This is a genomic window from Bradyrhizobium sp. S69 (assembly GCF_009766005.1).
In the GTDB taxonomy this organism is placed as follows: Bacteria; Pseudomonadota; Alphaproteobacteria; order Rhizobiales; family Xanthobacteraceae; genus Bradyrhizobium.
The window spans coordinates 1-26220 of the sequence record NZ_LMUK01000001.1; the positions used below are offsets into that span (position 1 = coordinate 1).

General features: G+C 61.5%; 22 protein-coding genes. 14 read left to right on the plus strand and 8 right to left on the minus strand.

Going from position 1 to position 26220, the window contains the following annotated elements; genetic code table 11:
• Positions 1 to 299 precede the first annotated feature (299 nt).
• Positions 300 to 740, minus strand: coding sequence for a type II 3-dehydroquinate dehydratase (gene aroQ / locus GSQ88_RS00005; protein ID WP_159005176.1), 441 nt, complete (start codon positions 738 to 740; stop codon positions 300 to 302).
• A 61-nt stretch (positions 741 to 801) separates the two neighbouring features.
• Here aroQ and GSQ88_RS00010 point away from each other — a divergent pair, with 61 nt between their 5' ends.
• From GSQ88_RS00010 to GSQ88_RS00020, 3 genes are all read left to right on the plus strand, one after another.
• Complete coding sequence (locus GSQ88_RS00010) at positions 802 to 1092, plus strand: hypothetical protein (protein ID WP_159005177.1); 291 nt, start codon at positions 802 to 804, stop codon at positions 1090 to 1092.
• Positions 1093 to 1708: 616 nt separating this feature from the next.
• On the plus strand, positions 1709 to 2089 hold the full coding sequence (locus GSQ88_RS00015) for a hypothetical protein (RefSeq protein ID WP_159005178.1): 381 nt from the start codon (positions 1709 to 1711) through the stop codon (positions 2087 to 2089).
• A gap of 105 nt (positions 2090 to 2194) precedes the next feature.
• Complete coding sequence (locus GSQ88_RS00020; protein ID WP_159005179.1) at positions 2195 to 2431, plus strand: hypothetical protein; 237 nt, start codon at positions 2195 to 2197, stop codon at positions 2429 to 2431.
• 295 nt (positions 2432 to 2726) lie between these two features.
• Here the strand turns inward: GSQ88_RS00020 and GSQ88_RS00025 are convergent, their stop codons facing one another.
• Positions 2727 to 4004 (minus strand): T6SS phospholipase effector Tle1-like catalytic domain-containing protein, encoded by a 1278-nt coding sequence (locus tag GSQ88_RS00025; RefSeq protein ID WP_159005180.1) that lies wholly within the window; start codon positions 4002 to 4004, stop codon positions 2727 to 2729.
• Between the two features lie 313 nt (positions 4005 to 4317).
• On the minus strand, positions 4318 to 5175 hold the full coding sequence (locus GSQ88_RS00030) for a dienelactone hydrolase family protein (protein ID WP_159005181.1): 858 nt from the start codon (positions 5173 to 5175) through the stop codon (positions 4318 to 4320).
• Positions 5176 to 5519: 344 nt separating this feature from the next.
• Between GSQ88_RS00030 and GSQ88_RS00035 the strand changes: the two genes are divergently transcribed.
• The 3 genes from GSQ88_RS00035 (at position 5520) to GSQ88_RS00045 (ending at position 9846) form a co-directional block, all read left to right on the plus strand.
• Positions 5520 to 6689 carry a dsDNA nuclease domain-containing protein gene (locus GSQ88_RS00035; RefSeq protein WP_210253717.1) on the plus strand — a complete coding sequence of 390 codons (1170 nt, stop codon included), beginning with the start codon at positions 5520 to 5522 and terminating at the stop codon, positions 6687 to 6689.
• Between the two features lie 33 nt (positions 6690 to 6722).
• Positions 6723 to 8429 carry a hypothetical protein gene (locus tag GSQ88_RS00040; protein ID WP_159005183.1) on the plus strand — a complete coding sequence of 569 codons (1707 nt, stop codon included), beginning with the start codon at positions 6723 to 6725 and terminating at the stop codon, positions 8427 to 8429.
• A 202-nt stretch (positions 8430 to 8631) separates the two neighbouring features.
• Positions 8632 to 9846: an ABC transporter substrate-binding protein gene (locus tag GSQ88_RS00045; protein ID WP_159005184.1), complete on the plus strand. Its 1215-nt coding sequence runs from the start codon at positions 8632 to 8634 to the stop codon at positions 9844 to 9846.
• 312 nt (positions 9847 to 10158) lie between these two features.
• On the opposite strand, the gene rpmB is transcribed toward GSQ88_RS00045, so the two are convergent.
• Together rpmB and GSQ88_RS00055 are read right to left on the minus strand one after the other, a co-directional pair.
• A complete protein-coding gene (gene rpmB, locus GSQ88_RS00050) occupies positions 10159 to 10485 on the minus strand; it encodes a 50S ribosomal protein L28 (RefSeq protein WP_159005185.1) in 327 nt (108 codons plus the stop codon).
• A gap of 119 nt (positions 10486 to 10604) precedes the next feature.
• A complete protein-coding gene (locus tag GSQ88_RS00055) occupies positions 10605 to 10841 on the minus strand; it encodes a hypothetical protein (RefSeq protein ID WP_159005186.1) in 237 nt (78 codons plus the stop codon).
• 121 nt (positions 10842 to 10962) lie between these two features.
• Here GSQ88_RS00055 and GSQ88_RS00060 point away from each other — a divergent pair, with 121 nt between their 5' ends.
• From GSQ88_RS00060 to GSQ88_RS00080, 5 genes are all read left to right on the plus strand, one after another.
• A complete protein-coding gene (locus GSQ88_RS00060; protein WP_159005196.1) occupies positions 10963 to 11748 on the plus strand; it encodes a DUF3108 domain-containing protein in 786 nt (261 codons plus the stop codon).
• Between the two features lie 488 nt (positions 11749 to 12236).
• Entirely contained in the window at positions 12237 to 15872 is a 3636-nt protein-coding gene (locus GSQ88_RS00065) for a helicase-related protein (protein WP_159005187.1), read from the plus strand.
• Positions 15873 to 15899: 27 nt separating this feature from the next.
• Positions 15900 to 16190 carry an RNA-binding S4 domain-containing protein gene (locus tag GSQ88_RS00070; protein WP_159005188.1) on the plus strand — a complete coding sequence of 97 codons (291 nt, stop codon included), beginning with the start codon at positions 15900 to 15902 and terminating at the stop codon, positions 16188 to 16190.
• 158 nt (positions 16191 to 16348) lie between these two features.
• Positions 16349 to 16687, plus strand: a complete 339-nt coding sequence (gene fdxA, locus GSQ88_RS00075; RefSeq protein ID WP_159005189.1) for a ferredoxin FdxA — start codon at positions 16349 to 16351, stop codon at positions 16685 to 16687.
• Between the two features lie 129 nt (positions 16688 to 16816).
• Complete coding sequence (locus GSQ88_RS00080; RefSeq protein WP_159005190.1) at positions 16817 to 17881, plus strand: CarD family transcriptional regulator; 1065 nt, start codon at positions 16817 to 16819, stop codon at positions 17879 to 17881.
• A gap of 323 nt (positions 17882 to 18204) precedes the next feature.
• Here the strand turns inward: GSQ88_RS00080 and GSQ88_RS00085 are convergent, their stop codons facing one another.
• The 3 genes from GSQ88_RS00085 to GSQ88_RS00095 form a co-directional block, all read right to left on the minus strand.
• Positions 18205 to 18594, minus strand: a complete 390-nt coding sequence (locus tag GSQ88_RS00085; RefSeq protein WP_159005197.1) for a type II toxin-antitoxin system VapC family toxin — start codon at positions 18592 to 18594, stop codon at positions 18205 to 18207.
• The gene (locus GSQ88_RS00090; protein ID WP_159005191.1) at positions 18581 to 18856 is read right to left on the minus strand and encodes an AbrB/MazE/SpoVT family DNA-binding domain-containing protein; all 276 of its coding nucleotides are present in this window, start codon (positions 18854 to 18856) and stop codon (positions 18581 to 18583) included. Before GSQ88_RS00090 ends, GSQ88_RS00085 begins: the two co-directional genes overlap by 14 nt.
• A 431-nt stretch (positions 18857 to 19287) precedes the next feature.
• Entirely contained in the window at positions 19288 to 19929 is a 642-nt protein-coding gene (locus tag GSQ88_RS00095; RefSeq protein WP_246735006.1) for a TetR/AcrR family transcriptional regulator, read from the minus strand.
• Positions 19930 to 20114: 185 nt separating this feature from the next.
• Here GSQ88_RS00095 and GSQ88_RS00100 point away from each other — a divergent pair, with 185 nt between their 5' ends.
• From GSQ88_RS00100 to GSQ88_RS00110, 3 genes are read left to right on the plus strand one after another with little or no spacing between them, the layout of a single operon-like run.
• Complete coding sequence (locus tag GSQ88_RS00100) at positions 20115 to 21719, plus strand: efflux transporter outer membrane subunit (protein ID WP_159005193.1); 1605 nt, start codon at positions 20115 to 20117, stop codon at positions 21717 to 21719.
• Between the two features lie 31 nt (positions 21720 to 21750).
• The gene (locus GSQ88_RS00105; RefSeq protein WP_159005194.1) at positions 21751 to 22872 is read left to right on the plus strand and encodes an efflux RND transporter periplasmic adaptor subunit; all 1122 of its coding nucleotides are present in this window, start codon (positions 21751 to 21753) and stop codon (positions 22870 to 22872) included.
• A gap of 11 nt (positions 22873 to 22883) precedes the next feature.
• The gene (locus GSQ88_RS00110) at positions 22884 to 25964 is read left to right on the plus strand and encodes an efflux RND transporter permease subunit (protein ID WP_159005195.1); all 3081 of its coding nucleotides are present in this window, start codon (positions 22884 to 22886) and stop codon (positions 25962 to 25964) included.
• Positions 25965 to 26220: the final 256 nt, after the last annotated feature.

A 26220-nucleotide genomic window follows, 5' to 3' on the forward strand; every position in this document is an offset into this window, starting at 1 on the left:
GCCCGCGAAATCGTCATAGCGCTTCTCCTAGGATTACCCCTAGGACCTGCAGCCCTCGCGTCCCTCAAACAAGACGGCCTTTGGCGGAGGGATACGAAGCATCTCGACGCGAGCCTTGTGAAGGCGGCGTAGAGCGTTTTTGTTCTGTCGCAGCGCCGATGATTCCCCTCTCCCCTTGTGGGAGAGGGTGCCGAAGCGAAGCGGAGGCGGGTGAGGGGTCACAGCGCCTCGTTATGTTGCTACCCCTCATCCGGCGCTTCGCGCCACCTTCTCCCACAAGGGGAGAAGGGACAAGCGCTTCACCCCTTCTTCTCCATCGTCACGACCGCGTGCATCGCGGCGATGTAGCCGTGGGGGCCGAGGCCGCAGATCACGGCGGTCGCGGCTGAGGAGATCTTGGAGTGGCGGTGATATTCGTCGCGGGCGTGAATGTTGGAGATGTGGACTTCGATCACCGGGCCGTCGAACGCCTTGATGGCGTCGAGGATCGCGATCGACGTGAAGGAATAGCCGGCCGGATTGATGATGATGGCGTCGGCGCTCTCACGGGCTGATTGAATCCAGTCGACCAGCTCGCCCTCGTGGTTCGACTGATGAAACGCTAGCTCGAGGCCGAGCGTTGCCGCATGCTGCTCGCAGTCGGCCTTGATCTGCTCCAGCGTCGTGGTGCCGTAGATATGCGGCTCGCGCACGCCGAGCAGATTGAGGTTGGGGCCGTTCAGGATCATCAATCGTTTCATGTGTTATCCTCCGGTTCGAAAGCGCTATAGCATTTTTATGAGCTTACCCCGGAGGTCTAAGATGTCCGCCATCAATCCCCTCACAGCCGCCGGTGTTATGGTCGCGACCGCGGCAACCGACGCGGTCTATGTCATGTTCACCTCCGCCGTGGTCGCGCGGCGTCGTGTCCCCGCCGCGACCTGGAGCAGTTTCTGGTATCTGCTGTCGTCCTATGCGGTGATCAGCTACACCGAGAACTGGATCTACGTCGCGTTCGCCGCCGCCGGCTCCTGGATCGGCGCGTTCGCCTCGATCACCTTCCTGCAACGCCCGCCCGCCGCGCCGCCACCGGTGGGAGCTGCGCCGCGTTAGGGGCGCATCTTCCCGATGACGAGGCGCGCTTCACCCTCCCCTGGAGGGGGAGGGTCGGCTCACATTGAGCGAAGCGAAATGTGAGCCGGGGTGGGGTGAAGTTCAGGGCGAAGTCTCTACGCCACCCCACCCCGCCGCTTCGCGTCGACCCTCCCCCTCCAGGGGAGGGTAAGAGAGAGCACACACCTCCGCCTTCTCGCCGCGCATCGCGCCCGAGTTGTTGGAAGAAAATCGCCGGCCCTCAAACATAGAGGGCGCAGGGAATGCCGGGTGTCCGATGCACCCGTGGTCCCGTGTAAAAAACACGGGGTAGTCGCCACAGGCTCACCGGTTTCAACCGGCATCCCCTGCACAATGGTTTACGGTTTATTTCGTGCTCTCCCCGGCGAGACCAGGGCTTGTTTGTCACCGTCGCCCGCGTGATGCGAAGCATCATCGCGAACTTGACGCCGGCCATTGGGGCGTCAGGACCACACGACTTAACCGTCCGCATCAGCCGCGCTCGTCAGTCGCAGCCTTCCGCGTCCACCGCCTCCCGCGCCCAACGTCCGTGACGATTCGCGAAACGCCCCTCTCATGGGGCACGGGATGGGAGCTAATAAGCAGGTGATTTGCCTTGGAAGGAAACAAAAATATTTTTGCGAAGGGGGCTGGACAGGATTCGGCGCGCGAAGGTGAGTTGCCCGTCGGGCAGACGATTTCCACGCGCCAACGCTATCCCGTGCAACAACTCAACCGTCATCCTGAGGAGCGGCGTCTTCGCCGCGTCTCGAAGGATGGTGTTCAGCGCAGTGCGTGCGGCCATCCTTCGAGGCTCGCAAGAGCTCGCACCTCACGGGTGAACGCAATTGCGTTCATCCCGGGGATGACGGTGCCGTTGTGTTTGCCGCGATACATCCCGACCATCCCGACCATTAAAATTAGTTCATCAAACACGACGCCGCGCGATGTCTGCCATGCAGAATCGCTACCGCAAGAGGTGATCGCGCGTCAGTGAACGAATGTGAGTAAATGTTTCTGTCAATGACCGCGTGCTTGGGCCACGTTGACTTCAGGAGGCAACGCAATGTTGGCTTCTGCAAAAATAATGGAGAAGAAACGCATGACAAACTTCAAGCCGCTCGCGATGGCCGTGATCGCCACCGCGATGTTGACCACCCCCGTCCTCGCCAAGCAGCACCACCACGTCCGTCATCTCCATCACGTGCTCGCTGACGGCGTTGCGGTCAATGCTCCTGCGGCCCCTCACTACGTCAACGGTCGTCCCTGCGTCGCCGCGCCGCGCGTCGATGCGTTTGCGACCGCGCCGTGGGAAAACGAAACTCCCTGCGAACCTTGAGTAGCTCGGCGTCAAATATCTTCGCTCCCTGACTTAATTTAATTTTGTTACGCCTACCCAAATGCCCGCGTCTCCGACGTGGCGCAGCGTGCGGACGCGTGTCTTCGACGCGCCATGGCGCTGCGCCGCATCCGACTTTCTTCCTTCTCCCCTTGTGGGAGAAGGTGGTGCGAAGCGCCGGATGAGGGGTAGCGACATAATGAGAGGCTGAGACCCCTCATCCGCCTTCGCTGCGCGAAGGCACCTTCTCCCACAAGGGGAGAAGGGAAAAGAACGCGCGCCCTCGCCCTGAATCTCACGCCGTCTCATTGCTCTCGCGCACCGGCGGCGTCGGCATCGGGAACGTCTCGAACTTCAGCGGAAAATTGACCGGCTTGTAATCCGGAATCTCCTTCATCCGCTCAACCACCGATTCGTGGATCACGGCGCCTTCCGGGATCGGGCGCGGCTCGCCATCCGGGATGTAGAAGCCGAAATGAACTTCGCGCCGCGGCCACTCGCGGTATTTCGCGGCCTTCGGGATGTATTCGAGCAGCCACCACGCCCCGGTCAGCGAATCGTGCAACTGGCCCTTAACGCTCGGCTCGACGTAAGAGAACGGGCTGGCCTTGCGCTGGGTGCCCCAGGCCAGTTGATGGACGGTGGCCGGATTGACGCTGAGGCCGCATTTCACCGCTTCGTCGATCATCCAGATCAGCGGATATTTCGACAGCGCGCTTTGCGCCTCCGGATAGCCGCCGCCGATATCGGAATGCACGCCGGCGAACCACACCTGCAAGATGTCCTGCGGCTCGGCCTTGGCATCGTTGAAGCGGTTATGCGCAAAGGTCTGCGGCGCGTCCCATTTCTTGAGGCGGAACATGCAGCGGCGTTCGTCGATCGAGATCGCCTGGCGAAAAATCTGCACGCTGGGATTATGCAGCGTGTAGGCCAGCTCCTCGATGCTCGGCCAGTACAGCCGATCGGGCCGCGGCACGATCACGCTGGCCACCGTATCCCACACCCCGACAAACCGGATGGTCGGCCATCGCGTCGACAGGATGCGCGCGAACTGCGCCGCCTGGTCGTCCTTGGTCGCGGGCAGCGGCCCCTCGCTGTCGCCGCCGTCGGTGAGCGCCTGTAGATCGACGCCTGGCACGGGCGGATCGTCGCCGGAGAGCTGCTTGTAGGCGGTGAGCCCGGAGCCTGCGAGATTGGCCTGCTCCGGCGAGATCAGGCCGACCTTGTGGATCAGGCCCGCCAGCACGCGTACGGTGTAGGCGCCGCGGGAAAAGCCGAACAGATAGATCTGGTCGCCTTCCTGATAATTGTGGACCAGGAACTGATAGGATTGCAGCACCTTCTCATCGAGGCCATAGCCGGTGGCGAGCCCGAGGATCGCGGAAAAATCCTGCCGCAGCTTGTGCCACGGGTCCGGCCGCGTCAGCGTGCCGACCCCGGGATCGTAGAACACCACCTGATGCGGCGTCGTCTTGTCGGTCTTGCGCAGGCAGCGATAGAACTTCAGGACGTTGGAGATGTTCTCGCTGATCTCGTTGCCGGTGCCGTCGCAGCAGATAACGATGTTTCTCATGAAGGGGCCCCCAGGGATGCAATCTTGGCGAGCATAGCGTGAATTGACGAATTTTGTGTGAGCCGAGTTCGTCATGCCCGGGCTTGACCCGGGCATCCACGTCTTTCTTGGGCGCACGCATTCTCCGCCGGTCGTCCCGGCGAAAGCCGGGACCCATACGGCGCGGACTCTCGTCTTAGCCGTTGTGGCAGAGGCCCTTTCTTACTTGCGAAATCGGGGGGTATGGGTCCCGGCGTTCGCCGGGACGACTCGTTGAGGCGATCGCATCAAGCCCAAAGGCCTCTCGTGCGGGCACGCGGTACTTTCCCCCTCACTACTTCCCGAAAACCTCCGCCGCCCGCCGCAGCGCATCCTCGCGCGCGGCCACGTTGCCGGGCACCGACTGCCGCTTTTTGCCGGGGTCGTCGAAATCATGCGTGGCGCCGGCATAGTCGATCACGGCGATCGGGCTGCCTTTGCCCGTGGCGGCATCGAGCACGCGATGGCACACGATCGGCGACACTTCCTCGTCGTCGGAGCCGAGCAACACCGTGATTGGTGCAGCCGTCCTGTATTTCTGCGAGATCAGCGCGCGCGGCCCGCAGCCCGGATAGAACGCCAGCGCGGCGTGAAAGCCCGGCGCCGCAGATGGCGCCTGCCGATACATCACGTTGAGCGCCGTAGAGGCGCCGTTCGACCATCCCTGCAAATAGATCTGCGCTCGTGTGACATCCTGGCGTGCCTGCAAAAATTTCAGCGCGCCCTCGGCATCGAGCGGCCGCACGGTGCGCTCGTTGACGTCGTCACGGTCGGGGTCGCCATGGGTGCCGCGGCCAAAGCCGTGACCCTTGTCGCGCGGCCCAAAGCTGTCCGGCAGCAGCGCGAGGTAGCCGTGCGCCGCCCAATATTCGCCCCACGCCAGATGCCGCTTCGACAGGGTCGAGGCATTGCAATCGGAATCGACGCCCTTGGCGACGCGTGTGCAATCCTCATTGTCATTGGCCGAATAGGGCCCGGCCCGGCCATGCAGCATCACCACCGCCGGATGCGGCCCCGGCGTCGCCGGCGCAAAAAGATAGCCGACCAGTTGGGTCTGGCCGTCGTTGCTGGGGAAATACACGGTGGCCGGCTCGGCGCGGGCGGCGGCGGTGCCAGAGATGAGGAGTACGGCGGCGAGCGCTTGCCATTTCATCCGTCTCTCTCCGTGGGGCGCGTTTGCTTGTTGTATTTGGATCGAAGGCGGCGCGAGGGGCGGAGGCGTCGATGGGGGCCAAGCAGACCAGTATGAGGAGGGAGTGGCAAGGGGAGGTAGCAGTGCGGCGCAGCAGGAGTAAACCTTGATCCCTCGCAGGCCCAAAATAGTAGACTCGGGCAATCACGGCGGTGCGCCCGCGACTGCCAGCGATACACATCGTAATCGTTTGCTAAAGGCGAAGCGACCGAGCGAACGATGATACAGTTCTGCATGCCGCTGATCGGAAGGAAAGGGGACCGATTATGCAGAACCATTGACTGAGCAGAAATTGTGTCGCTATCGTGCCCAATCAACTAGAGCGCGTGTGTATGGTGCCGGACGCTTTTACCGAGATACTACAAATAGTGAATGATAAGGAACTCTCCGAAACCGGAGGGGCCCATAACCAAAAAGGCGTCGAGTTTCAACGAAACTGGGCGCTGGTTCGAATGTTCGAACTCGAAAGCCAGGAGCAGCCAGACTTTCTGGTACTATTTGAAGCGATACAAGATGTGGCTGTCGTCGACTCGAATTCGGCTCCAACTAAAATCGAGATATATCAAGTAAAGAAGAAAGACCGCAATGAGTGGACTTGGGCTGAGCTAACCAATCTGCATACGCCGAAATTGGGGAAGCCGACAAAGAAGCCTAAGCCTATAAAAGGGGTCTTTTCCAGTCCCATGGGGAAGCTCTATCGCGCTCTCCGCGCTTTTAAGGAGCTAACCGGGACCGCCCGCTTTATTTCAAATGCCGGCTGTGATCTTGCCATGGCGGATGGAACCAATGCGGCAACGTCTCTGCCGGTCGCTATGGCAAATCTTCCGGACCATCTCCGAAGCTTGCTCTCCGAAAGCTTCAAATCAATTCATGCTCAGGGTGAGCCGTCGCCTGATCTTTCAAGAATCTATGTTGAGCGGGTCAATGTTCCGGTGGACGACTGCGCTACATTTACTGTAGGCGTTGCTCACTCCTTCTTACTCGCTCGCAGCCCCCCTCACGCTGGTCAAGCTCGTGCTTTGGTCGAAACCCTTCTTGCTAAGGTGGGGCCGCTCGGAGCGAAGACGGTCTCGTGCACCACGTTCGAAGAGATGAGAGCTCAACGCGGCTACGCTCGATCGGATTTCGTTGCAGCGCTTGCCAACCTTCAGAGCATTCCGGACCTTCTTCAGCATCTAGACATATGGCTTTCGAAGCTCGCTTCAGAAGGAATGGGAGTTATGGAAATTATCGGCATTCGGGCCGCAGCAGCGTCGATATATCGTCGCCAAGTCATGGGCGCCAATTTGCCGGAGGACAGAGATGTCGCGAAGGCTTGTGATGTTTGGCTTGCCGACAAAGAGGATCCCCAAGCTCTTTTACCATTTTTTATCACGGCGTTGACCGAGCTAAAAATCGGCTTTCCGTATCTAAATTCCGCGATGCTTCAGGCCCACTTTGCATTGAGAGCGATAAAATGCGCGGTCCAAATCTAAGGCGACTTGTTAGAAGTCTCAGGACAAAGTCTTATGAAAAACTTTCGATTCGAAAACATTTGGCTTCTGTCACGGCAGGAGCAACGAGCAAGAGCGGTCAAATTCGGCCGCACAAACTTGATCGTGGGCCTAAATCACACGGGAAAATCGACTCTGATTAAGTCGATTTTCGCGTCGCTGGGTGCAACGCCCAAAGGCTCCCTCGCCGCGTGGGACAAAGATGCAATCTCTCTCTTAGAGTTTAGCGTTGATAAGAAGAAATTCCGTGCTCTTCATCAGAGTGGATATCGCGCTCTGTTCGCGGAAGATGGGACGCTTGTAGCGGCAGCAAGCAACCATTTAGGTTGGACTGATGCAGTTTCTTCCGTAACGGGCTTTAATCTCATTCTTGCCGATAAAAAGGGTAATTCCATCGCCGCGGATTCGCGGTGTTTCTTTCTTCCTTTTTACATTAATCAAGATGGGAGCTGGCTGTCGGAGTGGGATACCTTTACCGGTTTGCAGCAGTACAAGGCTCCGATACAGGCTGTTTTGGAGTATTTTACCGGGGTCAAGCCGCCAGAGTGGTATGAGATCAATTCGAGAAAGGCGCTGGTCCAGAAAAATTTGGAGGAACTGCAACGCGAGTATCGCTTAGTCTCTCAATTCAGAGAAAGATTCGGGAAAACCATTTCGCTGAGTGGGCCAAAGATCATTCCCGAAGTTTTTGAACAAGACATCAATCGTCTTGCTGAGGAAGTATCTGCATTAAATTCTGAACAAGAAAGACTTAGAGACCTCGCGGTTCGTGAGCAAGAAGCGCTCAACAGTGCGCTTCTTCAAGTAAAATTGGCCGTAGATACGTTGTCGCAGTACGATAGCGACGCTTCATATCTTCGAACTGAGCCGCATGAAACCTTGACTTGCCCAACGTGCGGAGCGGAGCACGACAAATCTTTCATGGAAATGCTCACGTACGCAGAGGACGCTCGTGTTTTACGAGAGCTAGTGGTGCGCTTAAAAGAAGACGCAAAGCTTGCAACTGCTCAGTATGGAAAAACTCGAGGCCGCCTCAGCGAGTTAGAGGGACGGTATCACGCGGTATCCGAAATACTCAATACGCGCCGGGGCGATCTTCAGTTTGGAGACGTGGTTCGCAGTATGGGGGCGGAGGCAGCGTTTGAAGCGTTTGAAGTTGAGCTTGCAGCCTTAAAGACAAAGATTGATGAGGCGTTGAGTCAAATCGAAGTCTTCTCAGGTAAGCTGGCGGAGTTGACCAGCGCCAAGAGGACGAAAGAAATTCTTTCGCTGTTTCGGGGTGCCTACGCATCTGCGATAGTAGCGCTGAATCTACCGGCGATAGATACTAAGAAGGTAAGACTTGGGGGTCGACCGAATGTCTCTGGCAGTGGTGGACCCAGGGCAATATTGGCTTATTACTCGGCGTTGTGGCGAGCTTCCCTGGGCTCATATGGGTCATACTCGATCCCGCTAGTTATCGATTCGCCGCAGCAGTTGGGCCAAGACGAGGAAAACTTGCCTCGGATGATCAAGTATATTGCGCGCGAGTTGCCCGAGAGCGCGCAAGTAATTCTGGGGATAGAAACACCAACCGAAGAATCGTTCGATCAAGTCATCGAGCTTGATGAGCCTTACCATTTTCTTAAGGTTCAAGATTTCGATCAAGTCGACAAGCTGCTGCAGCCGTACGTTGCTTCCATGTATTCGGCGCTCCTTAACGCAAGTCCGGGGCCGAATTAATTGTGAATTGGGTTGCTTGCCGGCACTAAAAACACAAAAAGCGGCCCGATCGTCCAGCCCAGCCGGTCCAAACGCTAAATCTGTAAATTTGCCTGCGCCGTCGCCCCGGCGACTCCCACCCATGCCTGATTGCCCGTTGCCCTCACGCAAAATCCCTGCAATCAGGATAGCTCAATCAATTCAAAATCTTGCGGGAGAGTTTATGCGAACGATCAAGGCTGCGCGATCCGGATGTTGGGTCGCGCTCGGCGTGGCGTTGCTGGCGGCGGCGCCGGTGCGGGCTGAGGACGGCGTGGTGCGGGTGGGCATCATCACCGACATGAGCGGGCAATATGCCGACGGCAATGGCACCGGATCGGTGATCGCGGCGCAGATGGCGGCGGAGGAGATCGGGGGCACGGTCGCGGGGCGCAAAATCGAGATCATTTCCGCCGATCACCAGAACAAGCCGGATGTCGCGGTCGGCATCGTGCGCAACTGGATCGACAACAGGGGCGTCGACGTAATCGCCGAGGGCGTCAACTCGGCGGTGGCGCTGGCGATCCAGAATTTCACCCGCGAGCGCAAGAAGCTGTTTTTGATCTCGGGCTCCGGCTCGTCGGATCTCACCGGCAAGCAATGCTCGCCCACCTCGGTGCAATGGACCTACGACACCTACGCCTCCTCGAACGCGACCGCGAAAGCGGTGGTGGCGCGCGGCGGCACGCCGTGGTTCTTCCTCACCGCCGATTATGCCTTCGGCCAGGCGCTGGAGCGCGATGCCAGCAAGGCCGTGACGGCCGCCGGCGGCAAGGTGCTGGGCGCAGTGCGCCATCCGTTCGATACCGCGGATTTCTCCTCGTTCCTGTTGCAGGCGCAGGCCTCCGGCGCCAAGATCTTGGGCCTGGCCAATGCCGGCTCGGATTTCCGCAACGCGGTGGCGCAGGCCGATGAGTTCAACATCCGCCAGAGCATGCAGCTGGTCGCATTGCAGGTCACGCTGACCGACGTGCCGGCGCTGGGGCTGGCGCACGCGCATGATCTGCTGTTCACCGATTCCTTCTACTGGGATCGCACGCCGGAGACGCGGGTGTTCGCCGAGGAATTCTTCAAGCGGCATGGCGCGATGCCGACCGCGTATCAGGCCGGCGTCAATTCGGCGCTGCGACACTATTTCAAAGCGGTCGCGGCCACCAACTCGGTGGATTCGGAAACCGTGATCGCGCAGATGCGCAAAACCCCGGTCAACGATTTCTTCGCCCAAGGCGGCGTGGTCCGCGAGGACGGCCGCATGGTCCACGACATGTATTTGATGCGGATCAAGAAGCCCGAGGAGTCCAAGAGCAAATGGGACCTCTACGAATATCAGACGACGGTAAAAGGCGACGACGCGTTCCGGCCGCTGGCGGAAGGTGGATGTCCGTATGTGAAGAGCTGAGGGCGGAGGTGTGACTCGTGTCCCGGACGCGGTGCAGCGCTTTTGGCGCTGCTCCGCAGAGCCGGGACCCACAAAGGCGCCGGCGCCGATGCCGCACGTTCCCCGGATGCTGCGCAGCACGCCGTCTGCGGCGTGATGCGCTGCTGATCCGGGGTCCACGACTTGCAAGGTCGGACTCGCGACGATGGGTCCCGGCTCTGCGGAGCGGCATTACATGCCGCACCGCGTCCGGGACACGATAATCCCACCAAAAACAAAAACGGCCGAATCTTTCGATCCGGCCGTTCAAAAATCTCAGTGCTGAAACTAAGTTCAGCTCGCCTTCGCCACCCGCTCAGGCTTCTTCACAAACTCTACCTTCGGCAGCTTCTTCTCGATGGCGCGCTTGAGGTCGAGCGCGCGGGGCGAGAGCACGTCGGCTTTGGCCTTGACCAGGAAGGCATCGAGGCCGCCGCGGTGATCGACGCTCTTGATCGCGTTGGTCGAGACGCGCAGGCGCACGTTGCGGCCGAGCGCGTCCGAGATGAAGGTGACGTTGCACAGGTTCGGCAGGAACCGGCGCTTGGTCTTGGTGTTCGAGTGGCTCACCTTGTGACCCACCTGCGGCCCCTTGGCCGTCAGTTCACAGCGTCGCGACATCGTCGTAAATCCTCTTACATCCCCGCCACTCACTCTCCCTGGTAAACAGGGCGGCGCGGGGGTCCAAAATCATGTCCGTTTCGGGAACCGCGGACGTATAGGGGCTGCGGCTTGGATCGTCAAGGTTTGGGCGTCAAGGTTTCGGGTTCGAAAGCATCCGGGGAAAGCGTGGTTTTGCCAGTGTTCCCAATGTTGTAAACCTCCGTTAAGTCCATCATATAAAGGGCGTATTCCACGCCGAAACCACCGTTGGCCGGTTTTTTGCGAGCCCAGCGCCGGAATGCGCGCCCGGTCGGATTAAACTGGATTAAAAGAGCGCCCCGGTTGTTATGTCTGCCGGATATGATTGCCGCCATGAAGCAACGATCGCGCCTGATTGTAGTTGAGGACCGCCGTTCCGTGACCACCCCCCGCCAGCATTCGCCCCGCATTGCCCGATCAGGGTGGCGGGTTTTGGGCGGCCTGTGCGCCGGCGTGATGATGTTGCTGCTGCCGCCGCATTCGGCATCGGCGCAAGGCAGGCTCGATGCGCGGTATGAGGCCACGTTGGCCGGCATTCCCGTCGGCAAGGGCGCCTGGACCATCGAAATCACCGACGATCAGTTCACCGCGTCTGCCACCGGCGGCACCGCGGGACTGTTGAAGGCGTTCGCCGGCGGTTCCGGCACCAGCGCCTCGCAGGGCCGCGTGGTGAATGGCGCGCTGATCGCGACCGGTTATACCGCCTCGACCACGACCTCGAAGAAATCCGAAGCGATCCGGATGGCGCTGGTCAACGGCTATGTAAAGGAATTCGCCATCGAGCCGGAGCCCCCGGTCGATCCCGATCGCATTCCGGTGACCGATGCGCAGCGCCACGGCGTCTATGATCCGATGACCGGCGCGATGCTGCGGGTGCCGGGGTCAGGCGAATTGCTGACCCCGGATGCCTGCCGCACCGGCGCCCCGGTGTTCGACGGCCGCATGCGCTACGAGCTGAAGCTCGACTTCAAGCGGATGGAAACCGTGAAGGCGGAAAAAGGCTATCAGGGCCCGGTGGTGGTCTGTGCGCTGTATTTCGCGCCGGTCTCCGGCTACATCCCCGATCGCCCGGTGATCAAATATCTGTCGGCCCAGCGCAACATGGAAATCGCATTCGCGCCCTTGGCGGGAACCCGCATCCTGGTGCCGTTCCGGATGACGGTGCCGACCCCGCTCGGCACCGCGATGCTGGAAGCCACCCAGTTCATCGCCACCGCGACCCATGTCGCGAAGACGAATTGAGGCTGTTCAACGCTGCGGAGTGATGGGTAGACGGCTGCAACGGGCACGGGTCACCTCTCCCCGGCGGGGAGAGGTCGCTGCGCCGAAGGCGCGGCGGGTGAGGGTTCTTGCCGTCGCAATGGAGCCACCGCCCCTCACCCGTCTCGTCGCTTCGCTCCTCGCCGACCTCTCCCCGGCGGGGAGAGGTAAGAACCACAACCACAGGAATCGCGCTTGACTCTCTGCCACTTCTGATTCGACTCCGCGTTCGCGCGATCTTCATGAATTTCGCCGAAAAACCGTCACTTGTCGCCCCGTGTCAAACTTGATCTAGTGTCGCCATGGGTCATCAAGACGAGATGTTGCGGTGAACGGATCAGGAGTGGGACTGAGTCAGCGATTCGGGCGTGATTCGTTCCGGACTCGTTCCAGAGCTTAAACCGCGGCCCAAGCGCGTCGCATTATGAAACACCTCTTCAAAGCAAGCGACGCAGAAACTACCTGAAATCATGGCCTTTTCGTCTTCTTCGCCCTTCTTCTCGCAAGACAGGGCTCCCGGCGCCGGCGTCACCGCGGTGCTCGGGCCCACCAACACCGGCAAGACCCATCTTGCGATCGAGCGGATGGTCGCGCATTCGTCCGGCGTAATCGGGCTGCCGCTGCGGCTGTTGGCGCGCGAGGTCTACAACAAGGTCGTCGACCGGGTCGGCGTCGATGCCGTGGCGCTGATCACCGGCGAGGAGAAGATCAAGCCGCCCAAGGCGCGCTATTGGGTGTCGACCGTGGAGGCGATGCCGCGGGATCTGGATGTTTCGTTTCTCGCGGTCGATGAAATCCAGATCGCGGCCGATCTGGAGCGCGGGCATGTGTTTACCGATCGCATCCTGCACCGGCGCGGCCGCGACGAAACGCTGTTGCTGGGTGCGGCCACCATGCGCCCGATCATCGAGCGGCTGTTGCCGGGCGCCTCGATCGTCACCCGGCCCCGGTTGTCGCAGCTTGAATTCGTCGGCGACCGCAAGATCACGCGGCAGCCGCGCCGCACCGCGATCGTGGCGTTCTCCGCCGATGAAGTCTACGCCATCGCCGAACTGATCAAACGCCAGCATGGCGGCGCTGCCGTGGTGCTGGGCTCGCTGTCGCCGCGCACCCGCAATGCGCAGGTGGCGATGTTCCAGAATGGCGACGTCGATTACCTGGTGGCGACGGACGCGGTCGGCATGGGGCTCAACCTCGACGTCGACCACGTCGCGTTTGCCTCCGACCGCAAATATGACGGCTATCAGTTCCGCCGGCTCAATCCGGCCGAATTCGCCCAGATCGCCGGGCGTGCCGGGCGCGCCACCCGCGACGGCACCTTCGGCACCACCGGGCGCTGCGCGCCGTTCGAGCCCGAACTGGTCAATGCGTTGCAGAATCACACCTTCGAGAGTGTGAAAATGCTGCAATGGCGCAATTCGAAGCTGGATTTCGCCTCGCTTGGCGCGTTGCAGGTCTCTTTGGCGCTGTCGCCCACGCACGAGGCGCTGACCCGCGCGCCGATCGCCGAGGATTTGCGCGTGCTCGATCACGCCGCGCGCGACGCCGATGTGCGCGAGATGGCGGTGGGGGCTGCCGCCGTGGAACGGCTGTGGGATGCCTGCCAGATTCCGGATTACCGCAAAATAGCGCCGGCCGCCCATGCCGAGCTGGTGACGACCCTGTTCGGCTTTCTGATGCAAAAAGGCCGGATTCCGGACGCCTGGTTCGCCGCCCAGGTCGATCAGGCCAATAATGTCACCGGCGATATCGACACGCTATCGGGCCGGATCGCGCAAATCCGGACCTGGACCTTCGTCGCCAACCGCCCGGACTGGCTGGCCGACCCCGAACATTGGCAGGGGATCGCCCGTGATGTCGAAAATAAATTGTCCGATGCGCTGCATGAACGGCTAACGGAGCGTTTCGTTGATCGCCGGACCAGTGTATTGATGCGCCGCCTGCGGGAGAACAGTGTTTTGAATACGGAAATCGGCAAGACCGGCGAAGTGATCGTGGAAGGCCATGTGATTGGCCGGCTCGACGGATTCACCTTTGCGCCTGATGCGGCGGAGGCCGGGTCCGACGCCAAGGCGTTGCAGGCGACCGCGCAGAAGGCGCTGGCCGGCGAAATCGAGACGCGTGCCGAGAAATGCGCCGCCGCGCCGGATGATCAGTTCGTGCTGGCCTCCGACGGTACCCTGCGCTGGACCGGCGATGCGGTGGCCAAATTGGTCGCAGCCGACGACGCGCTGCATCCGCGTGTCCGCATCGTTTCCGACGACCGGCTCAATGGCGCCGCGCGAGAGGCGGTGCAGACCCGGCTCGATTTGTGGCTGAAGACGCATATCGAAAAGCTGCTCGGGCCGCTGTTCGATCTGAACAAGGCCGAGGACATCACCGGCATCGCGCGCGGCATCGCGTTTCAGTTGATCGAATCGCTGGGCGTGCTGGAGCGCGCCAAGATCTCCGCCGAGATGAAGGATCTCGATCAGCCCTCGCGCGCTTCTTTACGCAAATACGGCGTGCGGTTCGGTGCCTATCACATCTATGTGCCGCCGCTGCTGAAGCCTGCGGCGCGCGCGCTGGCCTCGCTGTTGTGGGCGCAGAAGCTGGACAATGTCGATCTGTCGGCGCTGTCGGGCGCGCAGCATCTGGCCGGCAGCGGCCGGACTTCGTTTCCGGTCGACAAGGCGCTGCCGCGCGATGCCTATCGCGTGCTCGGCTACAAGCAGTGCGGCGAACGCGCGGTGCGCGTCGATATTCTGGAGCGGCTGGCCGATCTGATTCGTCCCGCGCTGTCGTGGCGCGAAACGTCGCCGGGTGAGAAGCCCGCCGGCGCATTCGATGGCCGCGGTTTTGTGGTGACGCAGGCGATGACCTCGCTGACCGGTTCGGCCGGCGAGGACTTTGCCTCTATCCTGCGCGCGCTCGGCTATCGCAGCGAGAAACGTGCGCCGTTGCCGCCGAAGCCGGTGGTGGTCGAAGCGGCACCTGCTGAAGCCGCACCCGCGGAGACAGCATCTTCAGAGATAGCGTCTTCAGGGACAGTGCACGCGGAGCCGGCGTCCGCCGAAGAAGCCGTGTTGTCCATGCTGGCGGCGTCGGAAGCCGCCCTATCGGAACCGGCCGCGCAAGATCCCGTCGCGCAACAGCCTGTCGCGGCTGCGCCGACTGGCGATGTCATCCACGATGCGCCGGCGGTCGAAGAGGCCGCGGCTCCGTCGGTTGCGATGCTGCCCGAGGTGGCGTTCGCGGCGCCCGCCGAACAGCCGGCCCAGGTCGAAACTGAAGTTGTTGAGGCTGAAGCTGTTGAAGCCGAGCCTGCCGAAGCTGCGGCTGTTGAAGCTGCGCCTGCGGAAACTCTGCCGCAATCGGAGCCTTCTGTTGAAGCCCCGACCGAGCCGGCGCCGCAGGATCAGGCCGCCGTCGAAGCCACATCTTCTGAAGCCACATCTTCTGAAGTCGCATCTGCTGAAGCAGCCGCAACTGGCGCCGAGCCTGCCACGCCCGCCGTTCCGGAAATGGTCGAAGTCTGGCGGCCCGGTGGACGTTCGGACGATCGCCGTCCCCGTCACGATCGCAACCGCCATCGGAATCAGGGCCAGCAGCCTGCCGCGCAGGACGGCGCGCAAGTCACTGCTGTCGGCGAAGCCGGCGCCGGTGAAAAGCGCGAGCACCATCGGCGTGGACGCCGCAACAATGATCTTCGTAAGCCCCGCACCGACACGCCTGCGGTCGCCACGGCAGCCCCGGTGGAAGGTGCGCCCGCGGTTGCCGAGGCGCAGCAAGAGCAGCGTCCCGACCAGCGCAATGACCGTGGACGTCGCTCTGGCGGGGGCTTTGAGGGCAAGGACCGCGAGAAGGGCGACCGCCCCAACAAGTTCCAGGGAAATCGTGACGGCAATCGGGACAACAAAGGCGGCGATCGCAACAAGGATCGCGGCGGACGCGATTTCGGTGGCCGCGACAAGGGCGGACGGGACAAGCGCGATAGCGGCCCGTCGCATCGCCAGTGGGCGACCAGCGCCGCGCCGCGCGAACGCGATCGCCCGGTCGATCCCAATTCGCCGTTTGCCAAACTGGCCGCGCTCAAGGAGCAACTGACCGCCGGCCGCAAGGACTAGCCAACAGCGTTTTCTTAGTGGTGTTGTTTGGAACGCCAGCGTCTCGATAAATGGTTGTGGCATGCGCGGGTGGTGAAAGCCCGCACCAGCGCGGCCGCGCTGGTCGAGGCCGGTCATGTCCGCGTCAATGGCGAGCGGGAAAGGTCACCTGGCCACGCCGTGAAACAAGGTGACGTGCTGACGATCGGGCTCGATCACAGCGTCCGCATCCTCAAAGTGGTTGGATTTTCCGACCGGCGGGGCGATGCGACCGCGGCGCGCCTGCTCTACGAGGATCTGAAGCATAAAGATTCCAAAGATCCGGATCAGCGCGATTGAGTTTTGCGGATCCGCCCTGGATAGCTATCTGCAATTAAGCAACAGGATCGCGCAAAAACGCCTGCCGGGGGGCTGCTCCTTCCCTTGCGGCTGCGGGGTTCATGCGCTACGCAAACCGCTGAAATTGAACCGTTTCGGAGCCTCGGAGACTGCACTCGATGACTTACGTCGTCACGGAAGCCTGCATTAAATGCAAATATACCGATTGCGTTGAAGTCTGCCCGGTGGACTGCTTCTACGAGGGTGACAACATGCTGGTCATCCATCCCGACGAATGCATCGATTGCGGGGTTTGCGAGCCTGAATGTCCGGCCGACGCCATCAAACCGGATACCGAGCCGGGCCTCGAGAAGTGGCTCGAGGTGAACACTGAGTATGCCAAGAGCTGGCCGAACATCACCCAGAAGAAGGAATCCCCGGCCGACGCCAAGGATTTCGAGGGCATGGAAGGCAAGTTCGAGAAATATTTTTCTCCGGCGCCGGGGACTGGTGACTGACTACGGTCACGTTTTGGTGCCATTTTCGGATGGCCGTCACCATTTGACTTAACCGTAATCCTGCTTGATAGGCCCGAAGCGGGCCGAAAGGTGCTTCTGCATCCCCTAAATCATTGATTTTCACGGAAAATGTGCTATATTAGGCACAATACAAGCCGAACCCAGCCATGCGTACCTTTGGCGTCAGCGGTTCCCGTGAAACATCAAACAGGGGCGTGGCAGTTCCGCGCGCAGGCTGTGTCACAGAAAACGCGTAAAAAGAGTGTCTCCAAGGGTTCCAAAAAAGCCGCTGCGGCGAGCCGTGGTGCAACCAAGAGCCGTGTCCGGACTTCCCCCAAGGATACCCGGGCCGCCACCAAGGCCACGGCTGCAAAATCCTCTAAGAACAAAAGAAGCGCAATGCCCAACAAGACTGCAAAAACTGCCGTGAAAGCGCCTGCCCCGAAGCCCGCCGCTTCGAAGGTTGCGCCGAAGACCGTCGCCCCCGTTGCGGTCAAGCCGGCCGTCGCCGCCAAGCCTGTCGTCGCCCCGCTCAAGCCGCCGGCAAAGCCCGTGGCCGCCGCGGCGCCGCGCGTCGAAGAGCCGAAGAAGGTGCTGACCCAGCGCCAGGGCTTCAAGACCAACGAATTCGTGGTTTATCCGGCGCATGGCGTCGGCCAGATCCTGGCCATCGAGGACCAGGAGATCGCAGGCGCCAAGCTTGAGCTGTTCGTGATCAATTTCATGAAGGACAAGATGACGCTGCGGGTGCCGACCGCGAAGGTCGCCAATGTCGGCATGCGCAAGCTGTCGGAGCCGGCGCTGGTCAAACGCGCGCTGGAGACCCTCAAGGGCCGCGCCCGCGTCAAGCGCACGATGTGGTCGCGCCGCGCGCAGGAATACGAAGCCAAGATCAATTCGGGAGACATCGTCGCGATCGCCGAAGTGGTGCGCGACCTCTATCGTTCCGAATCGCAGCCCGAGCAGTCCTACAGCGAACGCCAGCTCTATGAAGCCGCGCTCGATCGGCTGTCGCGTGAGATCGCGGTCGTGCAGCATGTGACCGAGACCGAAGCGGTCAAGGAAATCGAAGGCCAGCTCGCCAAGAGCCCGCGCCGCGGCGCCAAGGCCGAGGCCGAAGCAGGCGCCGAAGGCGAGGCCGACGCCGATGATGACAGCGATGGCGATACCGCCGTCGCCGACGAGGCCGCGTAAGCGGTCTTATCGGATTGAATTTAAAAGCCCGGTCGCAAGACCGGGCTTTTTTTGTTTTTGATGGCGATCTCGCAAAGTCTCTCAACGCGTCGTCCCGGCGTTGATCTGGGGTCCATATGTGGACGGCCCCGTGCCGCAAGATTTTTTGAAGGTCTGATCGGATCGATTGCATCCATATGTCCGGCCTGCTGATGCGGTCTGGTTGGACCGCTGGCCAAGATCGTTTTAAGCGACGCGCGCTCAAGTTCGCGGGCTTGTCGCGCAAGCGACGCTTATGTCCGTTCGCGCGGTCCTGCGCGCTGCATGGATACGTTCATCCGCATTTAAGGCGACCGCACATTGACGAGACCTGCGGTTTGTGCGGCGCTGATAAACCGCTGGTCGAATGTCACGAAGGCACTGCAATCTTCCGCCCGGCCAAGATGTAAGGCATCAGCGAAATCCAGGCCCAACTCGGTGCGATCCAGCGCCGTCGCCACCAGGGCTGGATCCTCCAGCGACACGCGAGGCAGCCCGGCAAAGGCGCGCAGCGCCGCGCAAATCTGCGTTGGATGATAGCTGTAGACGCTTCGCAACACCCATTCGGTCTCCAGGATGACCGTGGTACCGACGAAAACATCCTCCCCATCGATCACGGCACGCGCCTTCGCGGATTGTTTAGGATGATCGCCGGTCAAATAGCGGACAATCAGATTGGTATCAACCGCGAGCATGCCGACGTCTGGCCTCCGCGGCGATTCCTGCTTCCATTTCCTCAAGACTTTTGGGCGCTCCGCTATGGGGAAGCGACGCAAATACATCTTTCGGTTTCGTTGGGTGGAACAGCGGCACCGGTCTGAGCAGCACGCCTTCCGCTGTGTCCTCGACCAGCAGCCGTGTACCCGCGCCCCAACGGCGCTGCTGCCGGATTGCCTTGGGCAGGATCACCTGTCCCTTGGTCGAAACCACCGTTGTTGGCTTTTCGGCGGCACTCATGGACACCCAACTCCAAGGTAAGACAAAGGTAAGATAGGAGATTGCATAGCAGTTTGCAAGGTGTCGAGCGCCTGCGATATCGGTGGGGCACCTACAACTCGAAGATGAATCTCCTCGGGCGGTTATAATCAACAAGTAGCGCGGATTGCGCGCAGTGAAATCCGGGACCGATAGATTCGCGTGATTCCGAAGCGAGCTTTATCCAGCAGATCGTATGTGCACCACAGGCTGCTTCCTTGTCATCGCGGCATTCGGGAAGCCGGCCTAATCACATTTCGTATTTCGTTTGACTGGCGAAGGCGCGATCCCAATCGACCACGATCTTGAGGCGGTCGAGAGCCCGGTTCTGATGGAATCAGAACCCGGCTCTGGATTCTTGTTTCGACGCGTTTTCTTGACGCGAACCGGTGTCCACTTCGCTCGAAAACGCTCTAGCGGCCGATCGGCCGGCACGCCCTCAGAAACAACTGAAGTCCGGATTCGACTTCCCGATCGAAGGCGTCCTGATCGTTGCCGGCGATCCCAAGCACCGTGAGCAATGGACGCTCGCCGCGGACCAGACTGAGAAATTGGGTTGCGGCGGTGATGGAATCCTCGAATTCCAGCCAGCCTTTCGCCTTGGCCTGATCGAGCAGCCCGGCGAGCCGGCGGATCGTGGCGTGCGGTCCGCTTTCGTAAAACAGCCGGCCCAGTTCCGGAAACCGCCCGCTCTCGTTGGCGATGGTGCGGACGAAGGCAATGTCTTTTCTTTCGATGAAGACACGCACGTATTGGTGCGCGAATGTATGGAGGGCCGGATAAAGTCCCTCCGATAGATCGGGCAACGGCAAAGCGCGCTCCAGGCTCTCGCATTCGGCGACGATGAGCGATGCGAACAGTGCTTCCTTGCTCGGGAAGTACGCATAGAGCGTAGCTTTCGAAACGCCGGCCGCTTTGGCGATCGCATCGGTGCTGACTGCGGAAAACCCGTGCTCCAGAAACAGCGCCCGGGCGGCGTCTCTGACCGCCTCGATCTTGCGGCCCGCCGAACTGGGCGGCCGCGTCAGCGCGGGGGCTTCGATGATGTCGTTCAATGGAATCCTCCCTGGCTTGGTGACGAGCTTGCCTGCTTCGGCGGAAAATAAGAAGCGCGGCAACGATTTGGGGCAACAATTAGGCGCAGCCAACCTTGTAATAAAACTAAACAGTTCAGTACTGCTTGACTCCATTTAGCGCTGTTGCCAAGTACTGAACGGTTCAGTTTTTAGAAAGTTGCTTCATGCCGCCGGGATTTTTGCTTCGAATCCAGCTGATTGGTATTCAGATACTGGCAAAAGCCCCGCTGTTTCAGGCGGCCGCGCTCGTGCTCGGTCTTGTCTTTCCGCTGACCGGCTGCGCGGTCGGTCCGGACTTCGTGCAACCTGCAGCGCCCGGCGTCAGCGGCTATACGGCGGGGCGGCTGACTTCGACGGACGCGGCAGCAGCCTCCGGCGGTGCGTCGCAGCGTTTTGCCAACGGCGCGGATGTCTCGGGGGTCTGGTGGCGGACACTTCGATCGAAGCAACTCGATGCCTTCGTCAGCGAGGCCGTCGCCAATCATCCGGATCTGGTGGCGGCGCAGGCCGCGTTGCGCCAGGCGCGCGAGGTCGCCGCGGCTGACACCAGCGCGCTGTTCCCGTCGATCACAGGCAATTCCAGCGTCACGCGCGAACAAGTGCCGGCCGCGGCGGGGGGGCTGACCGGGCCTGCCTCGCTGTACACGCTCTACAACACTTCGGTGCCGGTGAGTTTTACGCCGGACATCTTCGGCGGCAAGGCGCGCGGCATCGAGGCCGATCGCGCCAGCGCCGAGTATCAGCGCTTCCAGTTGGAGGCGACCTATCTGACGCTGACATCGAACGTCGTCGCCGCCGCGATCAGCGATGCTTCTTATGCCGAGCAGATCCGGGTGACGCAGGAATTGATCGAAGGCCAGCGCAAGCAAGTCGAACTGCTCGAGCAGCAATTTGCGCTCGGCGCGGTCAACAGCGCCGACGTGCTGTCGCAGAAGGCGCAATTGGCCCAGAGCGTCGCGCTGCTGCCGCCGCTGCAAAAATCGCGCGCCCAGGGCCGCGATCAATTGATGGCCTATCTCGGCCGGCTTCCCAGTCAGGACAGGGGCGAATCAATCAGGCTCGACGCGCTGCGATTGCCGCGTGACCTGCCGGTCAGCGTGCCGTCGCTGCTCGTGCGTCAGCGGCCGGACATCAGGGCAGCGGAAAGCCAGATGCATCAGGCCAGCGCCAATGTCGGCGTCGCCACCGCCAACATGCTGCCGAACCTGACCTTGTCGGCGTCCGGCGGCAGTCAGGCGCTGGCGTTCTCGGCGCTCTATGGGCCGCAGACCATGGCGTGGAGTGCTGCGGCAAGCGTCGCCGGGCCGATCTTCGATGCCGGCTCGCTGTTTCATACCAAGGAATCCAAGGTCGCAGCGCTCGAGCAGACCACGGCGCAGTATCGCTCGACCATCATCACGGCGTTCCAGAACGTCGCGGATTCGCTGCGCGCGATCCAGTCGGACGCCAGTCTGCTGAAGGCCCAGGTCGATGCGGAGAAAACCGCCGACGACAGCCTCAAGATATCGCAGGCGCAGTTCAAGGCGGGCTCCACCACCTATTTGAACGTGCTCAACGCCGAGCAGACGCTGTTGAATGCGCGGACCAACCGGGTCAAGGCGCAAGCCTCGCGCTACGCCGACACAGTGGCGCTGTTCCAGTCGCTCGGCGGCGGCTGGTGGAACAGGATCGATGAAACGCCGGCCTCCGAAGTCAAGCCGGCCGGCATCGCCGCCTTCTTCGTGCCGGCCGGGGCGCTGCCGACACCGCCCGCAACCCCCGCCAACTGATGCAACGCCTGAAGGCGTGGAGTTCAAGACCATGTTGAAACGAATGATCATCATGCTGGGTGTCGTCGCGGCCGTGTTCGCGGCGCTCTCCTGGTTCGTCAATTTCCGCGCCGGCATGATCAGCAAGGTGCTCGCATCGCTGGCCGATCCGCCGCAGACGGTGTCGACCACCGCCGCCGCCGTCTCGGATTGGCAACCGAAACTGACCGCGGTCGGCAGCTTTCGCGCGGTGAACGGCGCCGATCTGTCGCTGCAGCTCGCCGGCATCGTCGATACCATCCACTTCGAGTCCGGCAAGGACGTCGCAGCCGGCGAGGTGCTGCTCGACCTGCACAAGGAGGACGACGTCGCCAAGCTGCAATCGTTGCAGGCGACCGCCGACGGCTTTGCGATCACGCTGAAACGCGATGAGGGCCAGTTGAAGATCAACGCGGTGAGCCAGGCCACGGTTGACGCCGATGTCGTCAATCGGCGCAACGCGCTCGCTCTGGTCGACCAGCAGCAGGCGCTGGTCGATCAGAAGACGCTGAAAGCGCCGTTTGCCGGGCGTATCGGCGTTCGCCAGGTCGATGTCGGCCAGTATCTTACCGCCGGCACCACCATCGTCACCTTGCAGGCGCTCGATCGGCTTTACGTCGATTTCACGCTGCCGCAGCAGGTAGTCGATCAGGTTGCGGTCGGCCAGGCCGTCAACGCCCGTCTCGACGCCTTTCCGGGCCGGACCTTCAAGGGCGTGGTGCAGGCGTTCAACTCCAAGGTCGATCAAACCAGCCGCAACGTGCAGGTCAGGGCGATCTTCGACAATGCCGAGCGCAAATTGCTGCCGGGGATGTTTGTCCTGATCGACATCGAGACCGGCAAGGCCGCGCGCTACGTCACCCTGCCGCAAACCGCTGTTGTCTATAACCCCTACGGCAATTCGGTCTATCTCGCGGTGAAGGGCGACGCCGGCAAAGACGGGCTGGTGGCGCATCAGACCTTCATCAAGACCGGTGCGACGCGCGGCGATCAGGTCGCGGTGCTGTCGGGCGTCGAGCAGGGCGCGACCGTGGTGACGGCGGGGCAGATCAAGCTGCGCAACGGCACCTTGCTGAAAGTCGACAACAGCATTCCGGTCGCGAACGACGCCAATCCGACGCCAGTCGATCAGTAGACGGAGCGGTCATGTCTTTTACGGATATCTTCATTCGCCGCCCGGTGCTCGCCATCGTCGTCAGCCTGATGATCCTGGTGCTGGGTCTCAAATCGATGACGTCGCTGCCGATCCTGCAATATCCACGGACCCAGAACGCGATCGTCACCGTGTCGACCACCTATTACGGCGCCGATCCCGCGATCGTCGCCGGCTTCATCACCACGCCGCTCGAAAACGCCGTCGCCCAGGCCAACGGCATCGACTACATGACCTCGACCAGCCAGTCCGGCACCAGCACCATCACCATCAATCTGCGGCTGAACTACGATTCCGGCAAGGCGCTGACCGAGATCAGCACCAAGGTGAACTCGGTGCTGAACCAGTTGCCGAGCGGCGTGCAGCAGCCGGTGCTGTCGGTCAAGGTCGGCCAGACCATCGACGCGATGTATCTCGGCTTCAACAGCGACGTGTTGGCGCCCAATCAGATCACCGATTATTTGATCCGCGTGGTGCAGCCGAAACTACAGGCCGTGCCGGGCGTGCAGACCGCCGAACTGCTCGGCAACAAGACTTTCGCGCTGCGCGCCTGGCTCGATCCGATCAAGCTTGCAGCCTACGGGCTGACCGCGACCGACGTGTCGACGGCGCTGTCGAGCAATGACTACATCGCGGGGCTCGGCACCACCAAGGGCCAGATGGTGCAGGTCAACCTGACCGCGGCGACCAACCTGAAATCGCTGCAGGAGTTCCGCGATCTCGTCATCAAGCAGGCGGGTACCTCCAACATCAAACTCTCCGATGTCGCCAATGTCACGCTGGGCTCGGAGGATTATGATTCTTCCGTAGGCTTCAACGGCAAGCGCGCGGTCTATATCGGCATCCAGGTCGCGCCGGCGGCCAATTTGCTCGACGTCATCAAGGGCGTGCGCGCGGTGTATCCCGAGCTCAAGGCGCAGCAGCCGGACGGGCTCAATTCGGAGATCATCTACGACTCCACCAGTTTCGTGAACAGCTCGATCCACGAGGTGATCAGTTCGCTGGCCGAAGCGCTCGCGATCGTCACGGTGGTGGTGTTCCTGTTTCTCGGCTCCTGGCGCTCGGTGCTGATTCCGGTGATCGCGATACCGCTGTCGCTGGTCGGCACCTTCACCATTCTGCTGGCGCTCGGCTTCTCGATCAATCTGTTGACCCTGCTGGCGATGGTGCTGGCGATCGGACTTGTGGTCGACGATGCCATCATCGTGGTCGAGAACGTCAACCGCCATCTTCTGGACGGTATGAAGCCGTTGCAGGCCGCGCTCACCGCAGCCCGCGAACTGGCCGGCCCGATCATCGCCATGACCATCGTGCTGATCGCGGTCTATGTGCCGATCGGTTTCCAGGGCGGCCTGACCGGCGCCTTGTTCACCGAGTTCGCCTTTACGCTCGCCGGCGCGGTCACGGTGTCGGCGATCATCGCGCTGACGCTGACGCCGATGTGCTGCGCCTTTATTCTCAGGCCGCCGAACAAGGACAAGCCGACGCTGGATGACCGTATCGTCACCTTCATCGATGCACGGATGGACCGGTTGCGGCACGGCTACCAGCGGCTGCTGGCAGCCAGCCTGCATACCATCCCCGTCACGGTGGTGTTCGCAGCACTGGTGTTGACCAGCATCTATTGGCTGTATTCGAATTCCAAGAACGAGCTGGCGCCCCAGGAAGACCAGGGTATCATCCTGACGCAATCGACCCTGGCGCCGAACGCGACCTTGCAACAAAAGCTGCTGTATTCGGCCGAGGTCTACCGGCGCTTCGCCGCGCATCCGGAAACCGCGGGCGTGTTTCAGCTCGACGTGATCGGCAGTTCGATCGCGGGCTGGGTGCTCAAGCCATGGGATGAGCGCGCCAAGAACGCGGCCGAGCTGCAGCCGGTGGTGCAGCAGGAGATGGCGGGCGTGGCCGGCGCCAGGATCGTGGCGTTTCAGCAGCCGCCGCTGCCCGGCTCCTCCGGCCTGCCGATTCAATTCGTGATCCAGACTACCGATCCGTTCGACCGGCTCGACGGCGTGGCCAAGGCGTTCACCGCGGAAGCCCTGAAAAGCGGCAAGTTCATCTTTCTCGACAATGATTTGAAGATCGACCAGCCGCAGACCTCTGTCGTGATCGATCGCGACAAGACCGCGCAACTCGGGCTGAAGCTCAGCGACGTCGGCGGTGCGCTCGGCACCCTGCTCGGCGGCGGCTATGTCAATTATTTCGGCCTCGACGGCCGCTCCTACAAGGTGATCCCCCAGGTCGAGCAGCGTTACCGCCTCAACGCCGATCAGGTGCTGGATTATTATATCAAGACGTCCGACGGCACGGCGGTGCCGCTGTCGACGGTGGCGTCGCTGAACACCACGACGGTGCCGGAATCGCTGAACCATTTTCAGCAGATCAATGCCGCGACCATTTCCGGTGTCGCCGCCCCCGGTGTGATCACCGGCGAGGCGCTCGCGACCATGAAGGAGATCGCCGGCCGGATGCTGCCGGTCGGCTACACCGTCGACTATGGCGGGCAGTCGCGGCAGTTCGTGCAGGAAGCCTCGGGTTTCGCCGCCACGTTCGGCTTTGCGCTGATCATCATCTTCCTGGCGTTGTCAGCGCAGTTCGAGAGTTTTCGCGATCCGCTGATCATCCTGGTCTCGGTGCCGATGTCGATTGCCGGCGCGCTGATCTTCATCATGCTCGGCGTCAAGGGCGCCAGCCTCAACATCTACACCGAAGTGGGGCTCGTCACCTTGATGGGGCTGATCAGCAAGCACGGTATTCTGATTGTCGAATTCGCCAATGAATTGCAGCACGCCGGCCGTTCCAAGCGTGACGCCGTCATCGAGGCGACATCGATCCGCCTGCGGCCGATCCTGATGACCACGGCCGCGATGGTGCTCGGCGTGGTGCCGCTGATCACGGCATCGGGCGCCGGCGCCGCATCGCGGTTCAACATGGGGCTGGTGATCGCGTCAGGGCTTTCGATCGGGACGCTGTTTACGCTGTTCGTGGTGCCGGCGTTCTACATCCTGCTGGCCGCCGATCATTCGGTGGCGGCGGAGGCCGAGCCATCCCCGCCGGTGAACGCGCCGGCGTAAGCGGGTTTATCCGGATTGAGATCAAGCAAAAGCCCGGCTCAGGGAGCCTGTGAAGCACCTCGGCCGTCATCCTGAGGAGCGCGCCCTTGCGCGCGTCTCGAAGGATGGACGCAAGCACGGAGCTGAACAACATCCTTCGAGACGCGGCGAAGACGCCGCTCCTCAGAGCGGGAGAATCTTTCGGCCACGAGCATTTGCCAGGGCGGTTGGGGTGTGATTCGATTGCCCTGAGCGCGAAGCAGGGGCTGGCGATGGC